The following is a 15,606-nucleotide window of genomic DNA, read 5'->3' on the forward strand; positions in this document are numbered from 1 at the left end:
TTCGACGAAGGAGTACGTCATGACCCAGCACGTCCGCGACATCATGACCGCCGCCCCGGCGACGGTGGAACCACAGGCCTCCGTGGCGTCGGTGGCCCGCCTCATGCGCGACGAGGACCTCGGAGCCGTCCTGGTGGTGGACGACGACCGGCTGCGCGGCCTGGTGACCGACCGCGACCTGGTGGTCAGGTCCGTCTGCGAGGGCGGTGACCCCGAGCAGACCACCGTGGCCGGAGCGTGCAGCGACGACCTCGTGACCGTCGGGCCCGACGAGGACCTGGACATCGCGGTGGGGCTCATGCGCGAGCACGCCGTACGCCGTATCCCGGTCGTCGACGACGGCCGCCCCGTGGGGATCGTCTCGCTCGGGGACCTGGCCATGGAGCGCGACCCGGAGTCGGCGCTCGGCGACATCAGCGTGGCCCGGCCCAACATCTGACCGTTCGGTTACGCCGGATCGGCGCTAAGGTGAACCAGATGAAGGCTCTCGTGCTGTCCGGCGGAGCCGGCACACGGCTGCGGCCGATCACCCATACATCGGCCAAACAGCTGGTCCCGGTCGCCAACAAGGCTGTGTTGTTCTACGGGCTGGAATCCATCGCCGAAGCCGGCATCACCGATGTCGGGGTCATCGTCGGCGACACCGCCGCGGAGATCGAGGACGCGGTGGGCGACGGCTCGAAGTTCGGTCTCCGGATCACCTACATCCCCCAGGAACACCCCCTGGGCCTGGCCCACGCGGTGCTGATCGCCCGGGACTACCTGGGTGACGACGACTTCGTGATGTACCTCGGCGACAACTTCATCGTCGGCGGCATCAGCGCCCTGGTGGAGGAGTTCCGCCGCCATCGCCCCGACGCGCAGATCCTGCTCACCCGCGTCCCCGACCCCCGCGCCTTCGGCGTCGCCGAACTCGACGGCGCGGGGCAGGTGGTGGGCCTGGAGGAGAAACCCGAGCACCCCAAGAGCGACCTCGCGCTGGTCGGCGTCTACCTCTTCACGCCCGCGATCCATGAGGCGGTGCGCGCCATCGAGCCGTCCTGGCGCGGCGAGTTGGAGATCACCCACGCCATCCAGCACCTCATCGACGCCCGCGCCGACGTCCGGTGCACCGTCATCAAGGGCTACTGGAAGGACACCGGGAACGTCGACGACATGCTGGAGGTCAACCGGACGGTCCTGGAAGGGCTCGACCGGCGGATCGACGGCGAGGTCGACGAGGTGTCCGAGACGGTCGGCCGGGTGATCGTCGAGGAGGGCGCCCGGATCGTGAACTCCCGCATCGTCGGGCCCGCCGTCATCGGCGCCGGGTCGCTCGTCGCCAACTCCTACGTGGGACCGTTCACCTCCATCGCCGAGAACTGCCGGATCACCGACAGCGAGCTGGAGTTCTCCATCGTGCTGCGGGACTCCTCGATCGCCGGCGTGGGCCGCATCGAGTCCTCCCTGATCGGCCGGCACGCCGAGGTGACCCCGGCGCACCACGTCCCCAGCGCCCACCGTTTCGTCCTCGGCGACCACAGCAAGGTGCAGATCCATACATGAACCTCCTCGTGACCGGTGCCGCCGGGTTCATCGGCTCGGCCTACGTCCGCATGCTGCTCGCCGCCGACGCTCCCGGCGCGCCGCGGATCACCGTGCTGGACAAGCTGACCTACGCCGGCAGCCTCGACAACCTCCCCCTGGACCATCCGCGCCTGGAGTTCGTGCAGGGCGACATCCGCGACGCCGAACTCGTCGGCAAGCTCACCTCCCAGGCCGACCAGGTGGTGCACTTCGCCGCCGAGTCCCATGTGGACCGTTCGATCACCGGGGCGTCCGACTTCGTGCTGACCAACGTGGTGGGCACCCAGACCCTGCTGGAGGGCGCGCTGCGCGGCGGCGTCGCGACCTTCGTGCACATCTCCACCGACGAGGTGTACGGCTCGGTCGACACCGGCTCCGCCACGGAGGAGGATCTGCTGCGGCCCAGTTCGCCGTACTCCGCCTCCAAGGCCTCCTCCGACCTGCTCGCCCTGGCCTACCACCGCACCCACGGCCTGGACGTGCGGGTCACCCGCTGCTCCAACAACTACGGCCCGCGCCAGTTCCCCGAGAAGGTCATCCCGCTCTTCGTCACCAACCTCCTCGACGGCCACCCGGTCCCGCTCTACGGCGAAGGCCTCAACGTCCGCGACTGGCTGCACGTCGACGATCACTGCCGCGCTGTCGAACTCGTGCGCACCAAGGGCCGGTCCGGCGAGGTCTACAACATCGGCGGCGGCACCGAGCTGAGCAACAAGGACCTCACCGGACTGCTCCTTCAGGCGTGCGGGGCGGACTGGGACCGGGTGACCCGGGTCGAGGACCGCAAGGGGCACGATCTGCGCTACTCGGTCGACTGGAGCAAGGCCCGCACCGAACTCGGCTACCGTCCCCGGCACGACTTCCGCGCCGGGCTGGCCGCGACCGTCGACTGGTACCGGGACCACCGGGCGTGGTGGGAGCCGCTCAAGCGACGCGTGGGTGAGGAGCACGGATGAGGTGGCTGGTCACCGGAGCGGGCGGGATGCTCGGTCACGACGTCGTCGGCGAACTGCGCGGGCGCGGCGCCGACGTGACCGGTCTCGGCCACGCCGCCCTGGACATCACCGAACCCGACTCCGTGGAGCGGGCGTTCACCGCGCACCGCCCGGAGATCGTCGTCAACTGCGCCGCCTACGCGGCCGTGGACGACGCGGAGTCCGACGAGGCCACGGCCCTGCGCGTCAACGGCGACGGCCCTCGCCTGCTGGCCCGCGCCTGCGCCGCGCACGGCGCCCGCCTGATCCACGTCTCCACCGACTACGTCTTCTCCGGCAAGGGCCGCACCACCCCCTACCCCGAGGACCACCCGCCCGCCCCGCGCACCGCCTACGGCCGCACCAAACTCGCCGGCGAGCGGGCGGTGCTGGAGGAACTGCCGGGCGCGAGCGCGGTGGTGCGCACCGCCTGGCTCTACGGCGTCCACGGCCGCAACTTCGTCCGCACGATGATCGGCATCGAGGCGAGCCGCCCCACCGTCGACGTCGTCGACAACCAGACCGGCCAGCCCACCTGGTGCGCCGACGTCGCCGCCCGCATCGCCGACCTCGGCCCGCGCGTCGGCCCGGACGCGCACGGCGTCTTCCACGCCACCAGCTCCGGTGAGGCCACCTGGTGCGAGCTGGCCCGGGAGGTGTTCCGGCTGCTCGGCGCCGATCCCGAGCGGGTGCGCCCCACCGACACCACGCCCTGGCCGCGGCCCGCCCCGCGTCCCGAGTACAGCGCCCTCGCGCACGACCGCTGGCAGAGCCTCGGCCTGCCCCCGCTGCGCGACTGGCGTACCGCCCTGCACGAGGCACTTCCCCGCATCCGCAAGGAGTCCCCTGCGTGAAACGCCACGAGTTCCTGAAGGAACTGCACAAGGTCACCGCCAACCGCAACTACCTGGAGATCGGCGTCAACGACGGCCGCAGCCTGAAGCTGTCCCGGGTGCCCAGCATCGCGGTCGACCCCGCGTTCAAGGTGGTCACGGAGATCCGCTGCGACGTCCACCTGGTGAAGGCCACCAGCGACGACTTCTTCGCCCGCGCCAACCCCCTGGCCCACCTCAAGGGCGGCCGCCACCCGGTCCGGAACCTGCGCCGTGGCCGCAGCCCGGTCGGCCACTGGCGGCGCACCACCCTCGACCTGTCGTTCATCGACGGCATGCACCTGTTCGAGTACGCGCTGCGGGACTTCATCAACGTGGAGAAGTACTCCGACTGGGCCAGCGTGATCGTCTTCGACGACATGCTGCCCCGCAACCTCGACGAAGCGGCCCGCGACCGCCACACCGGCGCCTGGACGGGCGACGTCTACAAGCTCACCGAGATCCTCGCCCGCCACCGCCCCGACCTGGTCACCGTCCTGGTCGACACCCAGCCGACCGGTCAGCTCGTGGTGTTCGGCGCCGACCCGCACAACACCGTGCTGCGCGACAAGTACGACGAGATCGTCGCCGAGTACGACGTGCCCGACCCGCAGAAGGTGCCCGAGACGATCCTGGACCGCACCCGAGCGGTACGGCCCGAGACGCTGCTGGGCGCCAGCTTCTGGCGTCCGCTGGCCCGCGCCCGGAACATCGGCGTACGACGCTCCCGGGGCTGGGAGCCGCTGCGGCGCGCCCTGGCGGATGTCACCGGCCGCTGACCACCGGGAACTGCGGTGGTGGGCCGGTGCTAGGCGCCTCGCAGCGACCTGTAGTGGGCGGCGCAGTCCTCGTACGACGGCAGGAGCCCGGTGCGCAGGGCCTGGGCCAGGGACGGCGACTCGGCGTCCTTGGGGGAGAGCACCGGCTCCACGTCCTCGGGCCAGGGCAGGGCCAGGCCGGGGTCGAGCGGGTGCACGCCGTGCTCGCGGTCCGGGGCGTAGCCGGTGGAGCACAGGTAGATGACGGTGGCGTCGTCGGTGAGGGCCATGAAGGCGTGTCCGAGGCCCTCGGCGAGGAACACCGCGTGCCGGGTGTCGTCGTCGAGGCGGACCGCCTCCCACTGCCCGAACGCCGGGGAACCGGTGCGCAGATCGACCACGACGTCCAGGACGGCACCCCGCACGCAGGTCACGTACTTGGCCTGACCGGGCGGCACGTCGGAGAAGTGCACGCCGCGCACCACGCCCCGCCGGGAGACGGAGCAGTTGGCCTGCGCGAGGGTCAGGTCGTAGCCGGTGGCTTCGCGGAACTCCTCGCCGCGGTACCACTCGTGGAAGGTGCCCCGGTCGTCCGGGAACACCTTGGGCTCCAGCAGCCAGGCACCGTCGATCCCCAGTGAGCGCACTCCGTCACCTCCGTCGGGCCCTGAGCAGGGCCTTCGCCTTGCGTCCCAGGCGGCGCAGCACCCCGGGCCGGGGAGTGCGCCGCACCCGCACCCCGTGCGCCCCGGCGCGCAGCGCGAACGGCAGCGCCAGCAGCCGCTGTTCGGCCGCGTCCGGGGCCGGGATCAGCGCGGTCCGCCAGGTCGTGCCGCCCATCACCAGGGCGGGCAGCGCCGCCGTCAGCAGCGCCCCGGAGCCGTCGGGCGCCGCGCGGAGCGTGCCGTTGGCGTCCAGTGCCTTGCCCCGCGCGGTCAGCCGCACGAGTACGTCGGTGTCGTGCGGCACGTACAGCGGCACCGGGGCGCTGAGCCGGTCGTCCGTGACCGTGACCGACTCCGGCGGGATCCGGCCGAGCCCGAGGCTGCGGCTCGCGCGGTCGACGTCCAGGGCGAGCGAGAGGTGCCGCGCGGTCCAGTACGGCAGCACCACCCGCCCGGCGACGACTCCGGCGGGCACCGTGGGGCGTTCGGCGCGCGGGGCCGGGGCGAGCCGGCACTCCTTGGTCCAGCCGCCCAGCTTGACCCGGACCACGGCGTCCCACAGTCCGCCGGCCGGCGGGGCGCCCTCGGCGGCCCGCGCCGGGTCCACGGCGGCCGTGGCCCGCAGCATCAGCCGGAAGCGTCCCGGGTCCTCGGTCGGCACGGTCTCCCGGGTGAACTGCACCGGCTGGAAGTACTGGGCGGCGTCGGAGCGCCGACGCAGCAGCAGGTCCGCGGTCGCGGCACCGAACCGGGAGACGGTGTCGGCGCTCACCCAGGCGATGGCCTCGGTGACGTCCTTCGGCGGGGCCTGGAGCGGATCGCCGCCGCCCGGGGCGCCGAACGTCAGCGGCGCCCCGCCGAAGTGGTACTCCGCGGCGAAGGAGACCCGCAGCGTGCCGTCCGCCCACTGCAGCCCTTCCGGGACGGCCTTGAGGACGATGCCCGCCTCCCACTCGGCGAACGCCTCCACGTCGTCGTAGCGGTCGGCGGCGATCAGCGCCGCCACGACCTGCTGGGTGGGCTGCAGTCCGGCCGCGACACCGGGCCCGAACCGCTCGACGACGACGGAGTGGATCTCCCGGAACAGCTCCTTGCGGTAGTCGGGGGGCAGGGCCAGCAGCCGCTTGCCGCGCATCCGTTCGACCATCTCCACCCGCAGCCAGCGGCGGAAGAGGCGGTCGCGCAGAGGTCCCGGCTCGGTGTGCCGCTCGACGACGTCCAGGGCCTCGCGCAGGTTCTTGAAGTAGCCGACCGGGTCGAAGCGCTGGAAGCCCGCGTTGGCGTCGTCGTCCCGGCGCACGTGGTAGTAGCAGACGTAGTCGCTGAGCACCGAGACGTTGTCCGCCCGCACGAAGGCCTCGGTGACGAAGACATGGTCCTCCAGGCGCCGCCTGCCCTCGGGGAAGCGCAGGCCGATGCGGTCCAGGAAGGCGCGGCGGAACATCTTGTGCGGGGTGAGGCTGTCGATCAGCGGCGCGCTCTCCACGGTGGCCCGCGGATGGTTGCGGCGGAACAGCTCCACCGGCACGCCACGGCCCTGGCCGGCCATCTTCCCCACGACGACGTCGGCGGCGTTCGCCACGCCGTAGTCGTACATCCGCTCCAGGGCCTCGTCGCCGAGGTGGTCGTCGTTGTCCACGAACATCACGTACTCGCCGCGCGAGGCGGCGATGCCGACGTTGCGGGGCTTGCCCGCCCAGCCGGAGTTCTCCTGGTGCACGACCGTCACCCGGGGCTCCTCGGCGGCGAGTTCGTCGAGCCGGCCGGGTGTGTCGTCGGTGGAGCCGTCGTCGACGAAGATCACTTCGTACTCGTCGGGAGGCAGGGACTGTCGCAGCAGCGAGGAGATGCAGTCCTCGATGTACGCCCCCGGGTTGTACACGGGAACGATGACGCTGACCTTGACCGGCATCGCGCTCCAAGTCCCCTCGGGTCGTCGCCTGCGTCTGCTGGGTGCGGCACGGTGCGCCTCCCGATGCTAACCCGCTCCCCGGCGCTTGCCACCTTCCGCCCGGCCCGAGTCGTAGCCTGGCGGGGTGCGTCTGCTGCTGATGTCCGACACCCACCTGCCCAAGCGCGCCCGCGCCCTCCCCGGTCCGCTCCTCGCTCAACTGCCGGACGCCGACGTGGTGATCCACGCCGGGGACTGGGTCGACACGGCCACCCTCGACCTGCTGGAGAGCCGCAGCCGCCGGCTGATCGCGGTGTACGGCAACAACGACGGCCCCGAACTGCGCGCCCGGCTCCCCGAAGTGGCCCGCGCCGACCTCGGCGGCCTGCGCTTCGGCGTCGTCCACGAGACCGGCCCCGCCCAGGGCCGTGAGGCGCGTTGCGCCGCCCGCTTCCCGGACCTGGACGTGCTGGTGTTCGGGCACAGCCACATCCCCTGGGACACCACCGCGCCGACCGGGCTGCGCCTGCTCAACCCGGGCTCGCCGACCGACCGCCGTCGCCAGCCGCACTGCACCTACCTCACCGCGACGGTCGCCGACGGCTCCCTCACGGACGTGGAACTGCACCGCCTGCCACCGCGCTGACGGGGGCGGCTCCCGGGCGGGACGTCAGGGCGCCGTATGGATCGCCCCTTCCGTGGCGGTCAGCGGGGCGCCGGTGCCGCCCCAGCGCAGGGCGACGATCTCGGCGGCGACCGACACGGCGACCTCCTCGGGCGTACGGGCCCCCAGGTCGAGTCCCACCGGTGAGCGCAGCCGGGACAGCTCGGCCCCGGTGAGCCCGGCCGCGGCCAGCCGCCGCATCCGGTCGTCGTGGGTGCGGCGGCTGCCCATCGCCCCGATGTAGGCGGCGGGTCTGCGCAGGGCCTCCTCCAGCAGGGGCACGTCGAACTTGGGGTCGTGGGTGAGGACGCAGATCACCGTGCGGGCGTCGGTGTCCGTGCCGTTCAGATAGCGGTGCGGCCAGTCCACGACGACCTCCACGCCCTCGGGGAAGCGCTTCGGGGTGGCGAAGAGGGGGCGGGCGTCGCAGACGGTGACCCGGTAGCCGAGGAAGTCGCCGATCCGGGCCACGGCGGCCGCGTAGTCGATCGCGCCGAAGACCAGCATCCGCGGCGGCGGCGCGAAGGAGTGCAGGAAGACGGCGACGGCGTCCTCGCGGCGCTCGCCGTGCGGCCCGTAGTGGCGCAGTCCCGTGACCCCGAGGGCGAGTTCGCCGCGCGCGTCCGCGGTGACCGCCGCGTCGAGTCCCGCCGTGCCCAGGGTGCCGAGGACCCGGTCGGGCCAGACGGCGAGGGTCGCCCCGCGCGGCGCGGGCCCGTCGGTCACCGAGGCCACGGTGACCGGCTCGCCGGCGGCCACGGACCGCGCGACCGCGCCGAAGGACGCGTCGAGGGCGGCCGTCACCGGACGTACCAGCAGGGTGATCTCGCCGCCGCAGGTCAGCCCCACCGCGAAGGCGTCCTCGGCGCTGTAGCCGAAGGTCTCCAGGCGCGCCTCGCCGCTCGCCACGACCTCCTGGGCCAGCTCGAACACCGCCCCTTCGACACAGCCGCCCGACACACTGCCCACGACTTCGTCGTCCGGCCCCACGGCCATCGCGGCCCCCGGATCGCGCGGCGCGCTGCGGCTCGTCGCGACGACCGTGGCCAGGCCGAAGGGCGATCCCGCCGCGTACCAGGCGCCCAGCACCGGAAGTACGTCACGCATGGCCGGCTCCTTTCACCCGCGCCGCACCGAGTACCCCGACCGGGTTCGTTGAACGTTAATCCATTGCCGGTGCGGGGCCGTTGCTGCTGCACTGCACGGGACCGACATCGCACCACGAGGAGCTTCCATGCGCACTGCGTTCATGTCCCCCCAGGAAGGAATCACCCCCTCATCGAAGGACATGACGCTTCGTGCCGTTGCTCAACCTCGGAATCCTCGCCCATGTCGACGCCGGTAAGACCAGCCTGACCGAGCGGCTGCTGCACTCGGTCGGGGTCACCGACGAGATCGGCAGCGTCGACGCCGGGACCACCCGGACCGACACCCTCGCGCTGGAGCGCCGGCGCGGGATCACCATCAAGTCCGCCGTCGTCTCCTTCCTCGTCGACGACGTGACGGTCAACCTCATCGACACCCCCGGCCACCCGGACTTCATCGCCGAGGTGGAGCGGGTGCTCGGCGTCCTCGACGGGGCCGTCCTCGTCGTCTCCGCCGTCGAGGGGGTCCAGGCGCAGACCCGGGTCCTGATGCGGACCCTGCGCAGGCTGCGCATCCCCACCCTGATCTTCGTCAACAAGATCGACCGGCGCGGGGCCCAGGAGCGGGAGCTGCTGCGGGCGCTCACCCGGCGGCTGGGTGTCGCCGTGGCGCCGATGGGACGCGCCGCCGGGCTCGGCACCCGCGAGGCCGCCTTCACGCCGGGGCTCGGCCCGTCCGCGCTCGACGTCCTCGCCGACCACGACGACGACCTGCTCACCGCGTACGTCGAGGACACCGTCGGCGACGACCGCCTGCGCGCCGCCCTCCTCGACCAGACCCGGCAGTGCCTGGTCCACCCGGTGTACTTCGGCTCCGCCGTGACCGGAGCGGGCGTGGACGCGCTGATCGGCGGCATCAAGGAGCTGCTGCCCCCCGCCGAGGGGGACCCCGGGGGCCCGGTCTCGGGCACCGTCTTCAAGGTGGAGCGCGGCCCGGCGGGGGAGGAGATCGCCTACGCCCGGATGTTCTCCGGAACGCTGCGCGTCCGTCTCCCCGTCCTGTTCGGCGCCGCCCGCAGGGAGGGCAAGGTCACCGCGGCGAGCGTCTTCGAGCACGGCAGCGACGTCCGCCGCGACGAGGTCCCGGCGGGCCGGATCGCCAAGCTGTGGGGCCTCGCCGACATCAGGATCGGCGACGCGCTCGGGCGGCCCCGCAAGGCGGAGAGCCACTTCTTCGCCCCGCCCACCCTGGAGACGGTCGTCGTGCCCGCCCCGGGCACCGACCCCAGGGCCCTGCATGTCGCGCTCACCCAGCTCGCCGAACAGGACCCGCTGATCGGCCTGCGCCACGACGGGGTGCGCCGGGAGACCTCGGTCTCGCTCTACGGCGAGGTGCAGAAGGAGGTCGTCCAGGCCACGCTCGCCGACGACTACGGCCTGGAGGTCACCTTCCGGGAAACGACCCCGCTGTGCATCGAGCGGCCGGTGGGATCGGGGGCGGCCGTCGAGTTCAACAAGAAGGACGCCAACCCCTTCCTGGCCACGGTCGGCCTGCGCGTCGACCCCGCCCCCGCCGGAACCGGCGTCACCTTCGCCCTGGAGGTGGAACTCGGCTCCATGCCGTACGCCTTCTTCAAGGCCGTCGAGGACACCGTCCGCGAGACCCTCGGCCAGGGCCTGCACGGCTGGCGGATCCCCGACTGCGCGGTCACCATGACGCACTGCGGCTACTCGCCCCGGCAGAGCCACGCCCACCAGGGCTTCGACAAGAGCATGTCCAGCACCGGCTACGACTTCCGCGGCCTGACCCCGCTGGTCCTGATCGAGGCGCTGCGCCGCGCGGGCACCCAGGTGTACGAGCCGATGCACCGCTTCCGCATCGAGGCCCCGGCGGACACCCTCGGCGCCCTGCTGCCGGTGCTGGCCGCGCTCGGCGCGGTGCCGGGGTCCACCGAGACCCGCGGGGCGGCCTGTCTCCTCGACGGGGCGGTGCCCGCGGCCCGGGTGCACGAGCTGGAGCAGCGGCTGCCGGGGCTCACCCGGGGCGAGGGCGAGCTGGAGAGCGCCTTCGACCACTACGCACCGGTCACCCGCGGCACGGTCCCCGAGCGGGCGCGCACCGACCACAACCCGCTGAACCGGAAGGAGTACCTGCTGAACGTGACGCGCCGAGTGAACTGACCGACAGTCAACTTACTTACGAGTCAGAAGTGTTGACGGCACCCCGGAATCCCCGGACCGTAGTGAACATGCCGACTACACGTGTCGCCTTCACCTACGAGGACCGCTCCCGCGACGGCTCCACGACCCTGACCTGGAACCCGGTGCCCAGCTCGCTGCCCCAGGTGGCGCGGCTGGTGGGGACGGGCCAGTACGGTCTGCTGATGTGGCGCTCGAACAGCGGCTCGGCGCCCACCGAACTCCACCTGCCCGCGTCCTTCCCGACCGCCGCCACCACGGTCGTCTCCGACCTGGGCACGGCGTACGCGCCGCCGTCGTACACCCCCGCGGCCCCCGTCGCCACGGCCCCCGAGCCCGGCGGCACCGGCAGCCGGCGTCTGCTCCTCACGGACCGGGACTCCGGCGTCCTGCACTACGCCTTGGTGACCAACGGCGCCTCGGCGCCCTCCCCGGAGCTGCTGACCGCGGCCCGCGCCGAGCTGTCGGCGTGGGCCGCCGGGCAGTGACCGGAGCTCGTTCTTCGTCCTCCGGCCTCGCCCGGTGCCTCGCCGTCTCAGCCGCCCGCGATCGGGTTGCCGCCGCTGTCACGCTGGATGTCCCACGTCACCCGCTTCTTCCGCGGGCCGCGCAGGAAGCCCACGGATTCGGCGAACATGGCGGCCAGCGCGTTGATCGTCCAGTACGCGAGGGGATAGAACGGCTCCAGCAGGTAGGACCTGGCCAGCACCGGGTCGCGGCGCAGGACGATGACCGCGGCCACGGTGAGCTGGATCGTGGACATCACGGCGATGCCCACACCCCAGCTCAGCGTCCACCACATCTCGGTCACCTCCTGGAGGACGATCATCCGGACGATCTCGTAGAGGGTGGTGCCCAGCAGCGTCAGCACCCACAGGAACGACAGCAGCGCCTCCCCCGCGATCGGCCACAGGCCCAGGTGGCGTGGCCGGAAGACGGTGGTTCCGTGGGTGCGCAGTACCTCGCCCTGTCCTCGTGACCACCGGGCACGCTGCTTCCACAGGCTGCGCACGGTGACCGGCACCTCCATGCCCACCAGGGCATTGGGCTCGAAGCTGGTCCGGTACCCGTGCAGCAGCAGCCGCCAGGTGAGTTCGATGTCCTCGGTCGCCATCCTGGCGTCGTAACCGCCGACAGCCAGCACGGCCTCCCGGCGGAACAGGCCCAGCACTCCGGCGACGGTGCCGACCCGGCCGACCAGCGCGTGGGTGCGGCGCATCAGCCCGATCAGCGACGCCGTCTCCAGTACCTGCATCGCACTGATCAGCTTGCCGCGGTTGGTCACGAGCGGGCAGCCGGCCACGGCGGCATACCGGCGGGACCGGGAGATCCGCGCGACCAGGTACTTCAGGGCCTGGGGGTGCACATGGGTGTCCGCGTCCGTCACCATCACCAGGTCGTGCCGCGCCCGGTGCATCCCGTCGTTGAGCCGGTCCGCCTTGCCGAGGTTGGTGCCGTCGTCCAGCACCGTCACGCGTGGATCGTCACCGGCCGCCTTCCGTGCCACGGCCACCGTGTCGTCACGGGAACCGTCATTGAGGATCAGCAGCTCCAGCACCGGGTAATCCATGCGGCGCAGGGCCTCGACACAGCGGGAGATCACCAGCTCCTCGTTGTACGCCGGTACCAGCACCGTCACCCCGGGCCAGCCGCCGGGCGGGATCAGGATCCTCCGCCGCTCCTCCAGCAACCGGAAGAGGATTCCCCCGGCGATCCACACGGCGGCGGTGGCCACCGGGTAGAAGACGATGAAGTTGAAGACCAGCAGCTCAACGGGGTTCACGGCGCTCCTCGCGTCGTCTCAGCCACACGCCGCCGAGCAGGACGATCCACGCGACGGCAAAGGAGACCCCGGCGACGAAGAAGATCTGCTCAAGGATGTGCTCACGCCCCAGGAGCAGCAGCGCCAGCCAGATCGCCACGACCCACATGACGAGAGCGAGAGCGGTCAGTACCAGCGTCCCCTTCAGGGAGACGAGACGAGTGGGCTCGAACCTGATGTCGAAGTGCTCCTGCGCCCGCCCCATGCCGCACTCCGTTCCGTGTGCTGACCGGCCCGCAGCCGATTCCAGGAAGGCTGCCGGATCTGCCGGGGGTGGTCTCCTCACAAGGTAGGCAGCCCCTCGCCCGGCGGCGACAGGACCGGGCGATACGGGTGAGACGCCCCGGCCCGCACAGGTCCTGCCGGTGCCCACGACGACGTGAGCAGGCGTTTCTCGACATCCTCACCGCCCCCTGAGCCGGGTGGGTGAACCGAGGTCGGCAGCCGGGTGCATCTCGAGCGCTGACCCGGGCGGAGCGCACCCGGACGGGTGGAACAGCGTGTGTGGGCGGCGGTGAACGGGGACCACTGGGCTTGACCAAGCACCACCGCGAGAGGAATCCCATGCGCATTCGTTCCGCTTTGGCCGTCATCGCCCTTACCGCCGCCGTGACCGCCACGGGTGCGGCGACCGCCGCGGCCGACGACGACGGCTCCAAGGACCGCGACCACGTCGCGTGCAGCCCGTACTTCGGTACGCTCGAGGCCGAGACCGCCGAGATCGAGTGGGGCGGCGCGGTCTGCCACAACGGCCCGTTCGACATCTGAGCCGGACAGGCCCGACGCTCCGACGGACCGGGGCCCCTCGCCGTGCACGAGGGGCCCCGGTCCGTTCACGCCGACAGCGGCAACTCCCTGGCCAGGGCGCCGAACACCGCGTTGTTCAGCTCGTACGCCCGCCGGCACTCGGCACGATCCGCTGCCGCTTCAACTCGCCGCCTGCTTGAGAAGCCCCAGGCCCCGCTCAGCGTCGCTCTGCGGGCTGAGGCCCCCGCGTCCTACTCCGCCAGCCGTTCGACCGCCGCCAGCACCGGTGCCGTGCCGTCCTCCTCGCGGATCCGTACGCCCAGCGCCCGCGCCCGCTCCCGGTGGCCGGGATCGCGTACGGCCCGGGCGAGGGCCGGGACCAGGGCGTCCACCGTCAGACCGCGCAGCGGCACCGGGCGGGGCGCCACGCCCAGGGCGACCAGCCGCTCCGCCCAGAAGCCCTCGTCGAACTGGACCGGCACCGGCACGGCAGGCACCCCGGCGCGCAGCCCCGCCGCCGCCGTCCCGGCACCCGCGTGATGCACCACGGCGGCCATCCGGGGAAACAGCACGGAGTGCGGCAGCTCGCCGACGGTCAGCATGTCCTCGCCGTCCGCCGCCAGCCCGCCCCAGCCGCGCTGGATCACCCCGCGCAGCCCGGCCCGCCGCAGCGCCCGCACGATCCGGGCGCTGAGCCCGCGAGGGTCGGGCACGGTGGCGCTGCCCAGTCCCACGAAGACCGGCGGCTCCCCGGCGCCGAGGAAGTCCTCGACCTCGGCGGGGAGCCGGGTGTCGACGTCGTACGGCCACCAGTAGCCGGTCACGTCCAGTTCCGGCCGCCAGTCGCGGGGGCGGGGCACCACGAGCGGGCTGAAGCCGTGGAGGACCGGCAGGACACCGGCGCCGCCCGTACGCGGCAGCCCCAGCCGGGTCCGCACCGAGGGCAGCGTGGACGCGAAGATCCGGTCCATCATCCAGTTCACCCCGTGTCCGGCGACCCGGTTGCCCACGGCGCCCCAGGAACCGCCTCCGAGCACCGGGGGCGCGAACTCCCCGGTGGGAGCGAGCGGTTGGAGGTAGACGCCGATGCCGGGCAGCCGAAGCCCTTCGGCGATCGTGCGCCCGAGCGGCGCGAGCGAGCTGGAGAGCAGCAGGACGTCACTGCGGCGCGCCGCCGCCACCAGGTCGTCCGTCATCCTCCCCACCAGCGCCCGCGCCAGTGCGGACACCCGCATCAGCTTCCCCACACCGGTCGTACTGCTGTGCAGCCCCCGTCCGCGGGCGGACTCCAACTCCGCCCGCGGATCGACGGGCAGCGGATGGAAACCGAGCCCCGACCCCGCTACCAGCCGCTCGAAACAGCCGTGGGTGACCAGAGTGACCTCATGTCCCGCCCGGGCCAACGCATGCCCCAGACCGGTGTAGGGCGCCACATCGCCCCGGGACCCCGCCGTCATGATCGCTACGCGCACGACCGCCAGTATGGCCCGGCGCATCGTCGCCGCGCGCTCAACTCGCGGGGGCCCCGGACCCGTTACTCGTCCCAGGCCTGGATCATGGTCTGCTCGACGATCTTGCCGTCCCGCACGGACGCCATCGACTCGGCGAGCACGCGCACCCCGTCCGTGTACTGGCACGACTCGGTGAAGGCGACGGTGTCGCCCTCGACGACGCACCGCTCCAGCTTGTGGGACATGTCGCGGCTGTAGACGTCCTCCAGCAACTCGCCGATCTCGTCCCGGCCGTGCAGCACCCGGGGACTGCTGGGCTGGGTGTTGCGGTCCACGACGCGCAGTTCGGCGTCGTCCGCGTACAGCGACATGAGCGTGGTCGCCGTGTGTCCCTCGATACCCCGGCGCAGGGCTTCGGTGTCGAAGCCGGGGCCTGCCGCGCTGCCCATGGTGACCTCCTCGAAGGCCCGCGGCCTCGGGAGCGTGCCGCGAGAGCCTCTCCTTCGAGGCTCCTCCGCCCCGGCTGCCGCGGCAAGCCCAGCCGCGGCGGTCCGCCTGACGGGTGAGCCGCATCCCGCGGCCGTGTCCGGCGGGGCCCCCGCGGCGTTGCTCCCGACATGATCTCAACACGACGTATCGTCGCCGCCGTCGGTCTGGCCGCCGCTGCCACCGGCCTCGCCGCTCCGCTGGCGAGCGCGGCCGAGGCGAAGGCCCCGGGTGCCGGGCTCAGCCCGACGAGGATGCTCGACTCACTCGCCGTGAGCGACATCCCCAAGGAGCACAAGACGGCGATCCCGCGGCCCTCCGTGCAGCTGAACCAGCTCAACCGGGTCCGGGATCTGAACCAGTTGCAGCAGGTCACCGGCATGGTCTCCCCGGTCACGGGACTGCTCCCCGGTATCCGGTAATGAC

16 protein-coding genes and 1 pseudogene are annotated in these 15,606 nt (G+C 72.4%); 10 read left to right on the forward strand and 7 right to left on the reverse strand.

All coding sequences use genetic code 11. The features are described 5' to 3' along the window. Positions 1-19: 19 nt before the first annotated feature. Genes ACWD11_RS16305 through ACWD11_RS16325 form a run of 5 tightly spaced genes read left to right on the forward strand, consistent with a single transcriptional unit; the run spans position 20 to position 4,191 of the window. On the forward strand, positions 20-439 hold the full coding sequence (locus ACWD11_RS16305; RefSeq protein WP_389417124.1) for a CBS domain-containing protein: 420 nt from the start codon (positions 20-22) through the stop codon (positions 437-439). A 38-nt stretch (positions 440-477) separates the two neighbouring features. Further along, positions 478-1,545 (forward strand): glucose-1-phosphate thymidylyltransferase, encoded by a 1,068-nt coding sequence (locus ACWD11_RS16310; protein ID WP_389417125.1) that lies wholly within the window; start codon positions 478-480, stop codon positions 1,543-1,545. Beyond that, positions 1,542-2,522, forward strand: coding sequence for a dTDP-glucose 4,6-dehydratase (gene rfbB, locus ACWD11_RS16315; protein WP_389417126.1), 981 nt, complete (start codon positions 1,542-1,544; stop codon positions 2,520-2,522). The genes ACWD11_RS16310 and rfbB overlap by 4 nt, the downstream gene beginning before the upstream one ends. Continuing rightward, positions 2,519-3,394: a dTDP-4-dehydrorhamnose reductase gene (gene rfbD, locus ACWD11_RS16320; RefSeq protein WP_451283590.1), complete on the forward strand. Its 876-nt coding sequence runs from the start codon at positions 2,519-2,521 to the stop codon at positions 3,392-3,394. The genes rfbB and rfbD overlap by 4 nt, the downstream gene beginning before the upstream one ends. Further along, positions 3,391-4,191: a class I SAM-dependent methyltransferase gene (locus tag ACWD11_RS16325; RefSeq protein WP_451283592.1), complete on the forward strand. Its 801-nt coding sequence runs from the start codon at positions 3,391-3,393 to the stop codon at positions 4,189-4,191. Before rfbD ends, ACWD11_RS16325 begins: the two co-directional genes overlap by 4 nt. 29 nt (positions 4,192-4,220) lie before the next feature. Here the strand turns inward: ACWD11_RS16325 and rfbC are convergent, their stop codons facing one another. Next, a complete protein-coding gene (rfbC, locus tag ACWD11_RS16330) occupies positions 4,221-4,817 on the reverse strand; it encodes a dTDP-4-dehydrorhamnose 3,5-epimerase (RefSeq protein WP_389417129.1) in 597 nt (198 codons plus the stop codon). 4 nt (positions 4,818-4,821) lie between these two features. Further along, positions 4,822-6,747: a glycosyltransferase gene (locus ACWD11_RS16335; protein WP_451283594.1), complete on the reverse strand. Its 1,926-nt coding sequence runs from the start codon at positions 6,745-6,747 to the stop codon at positions 4,822-4,824. A gap of 124 nt (positions 6,748-6,871) precedes the next feature. Between ACWD11_RS16335 and ACWD11_RS16340 the strand changes: the two genes are divergently transcribed. Then, positions 6,872-7,372 (forward strand): metallophosphoesterase family protein, encoded by a 501-nt coding sequence (locus ACWD11_RS16340; protein ID WP_451283596.1) that lies wholly within the window; start codon positions 6,872-6,874, stop codon positions 7,370-7,372. A 24-nt stretch (positions 7,373-7,396) separates the two neighbouring features. On the opposite strand, the gene ACWD11_RS16345 is transcribed toward ACWD11_RS16340, so the two are convergent. Then, positions 7,397-8,497 (reverse strand): XdhC family protein, encoded by a 1,101-nt coding sequence (locus ACWD11_RS16345; protein ID WP_389417132.1) that lies wholly within the window; start codon positions 8,495-8,497, stop codon positions 7,397-7,399. 191 nt (positions 8,498-8,688) lie between these two features. On the opposite strand from ACWD11_RS16345, the gene ACWD11_RS16350 reads away from it, so the two are divergent. Both ACWD11_RS16350 and ACWD11_RS16355 read left to right on the forward strand, forming a co-directional pair. Further along, a complete protein-coding gene (locus tag ACWD11_RS16350) occupies positions 8,689-10,656 on the forward strand; it encodes a GTP-binding protein (RefSeq protein WP_451283598.1) in 1,968 nt (655 codons plus the stop codon). A gap of 77 nt (positions 10,657-10,733) precedes the next feature. Continuing rightward, positions 10,734-11,162, forward strand: a pseudogene (locus ACWD11_RS16355) (endoglycosylceramidase); the annotation flags it as partial. Positions 11,163-11,209: 47 nt separating this feature from the next. Here the strand turns inward: ACWD11_RS16355 and ACWD11_RS16360 are convergent. Both ACWD11_RS16360 and ACWD11_RS16365 read right to left on the reverse strand, forming a co-directional pair. Beyond that, positions 11,210-12,457, reverse strand: coding sequence for a glycosyltransferase (locus ACWD11_RS16360; protein WP_451283600.1), 1,248 nt, complete (start codon positions 12,455-12,457; stop codon positions 11,210-11,212). Then, a complete protein-coding gene (locus ACWD11_RS16365; RefSeq protein WP_451283602.1) occupies positions 12,444-12,701 on the reverse strand; it encodes a hypothetical protein in 258 nt (85 codons plus the stop codon). The genes ACWD11_RS16360 and ACWD11_RS16365 overlap by 14 nt, the downstream gene beginning before the upstream one ends. A gap of 359 nt (positions 12,702-13,060) precedes the next feature. On the opposite strand from ACWD11_RS16365, the gene ACWD11_RS16370 reads away from it, so the two are divergent. Continuing rightward, entirely contained in the window at positions 13,061-13,264 is a 204-nt protein-coding gene (locus tag ACWD11_RS16370) for a hypothetical protein (RefSeq protein WP_451283604.1), read from the forward strand. A 230-nt stretch (positions 13,265-13,494) separates the two neighbouring features. Here the strand turns inward: ACWD11_RS16370 and ACWD11_RS16375 are convergent, their stop codons facing one another. Next, positions 13,495-14,700, reverse strand: coding sequence for a glycosyltransferase (locus tag ACWD11_RS16375; RefSeq protein ID WP_451283934.1), 1,206 nt, complete (start codon positions 14,698-14,700; stop codon positions 13,495-13,497). A gap of 77 nt (positions 14,701-14,777) precedes the next feature. Next, a complete protein-coding gene (locus ACWD11_RS16380) occupies positions 14,778-15,143 on the reverse strand; it encodes a nuclear transport factor 2 family protein (protein WP_389417138.1) in 366 nt (121 codons plus the stop codon). Between the two features lie 168 nt (positions 15,144-15,311). On the opposite strand from ACWD11_RS16380, the gene ACWD11_RS16385 reads away from it, so the two are divergent. Continuing rightward, positions 15,312-15,602, forward strand: coding sequence for a hypothetical protein (locus ACWD11_RS16385; protein WP_451283606.1), 291 nt, complete (start codon positions 15,312-15,314; stop codon positions 15,600-15,602). Positions 15,603-15,606 lie beyond the last annotated feature (4 nt).

This window comes from Streptomyces sp. NPDC002776 (assembly GCF_053592195.1).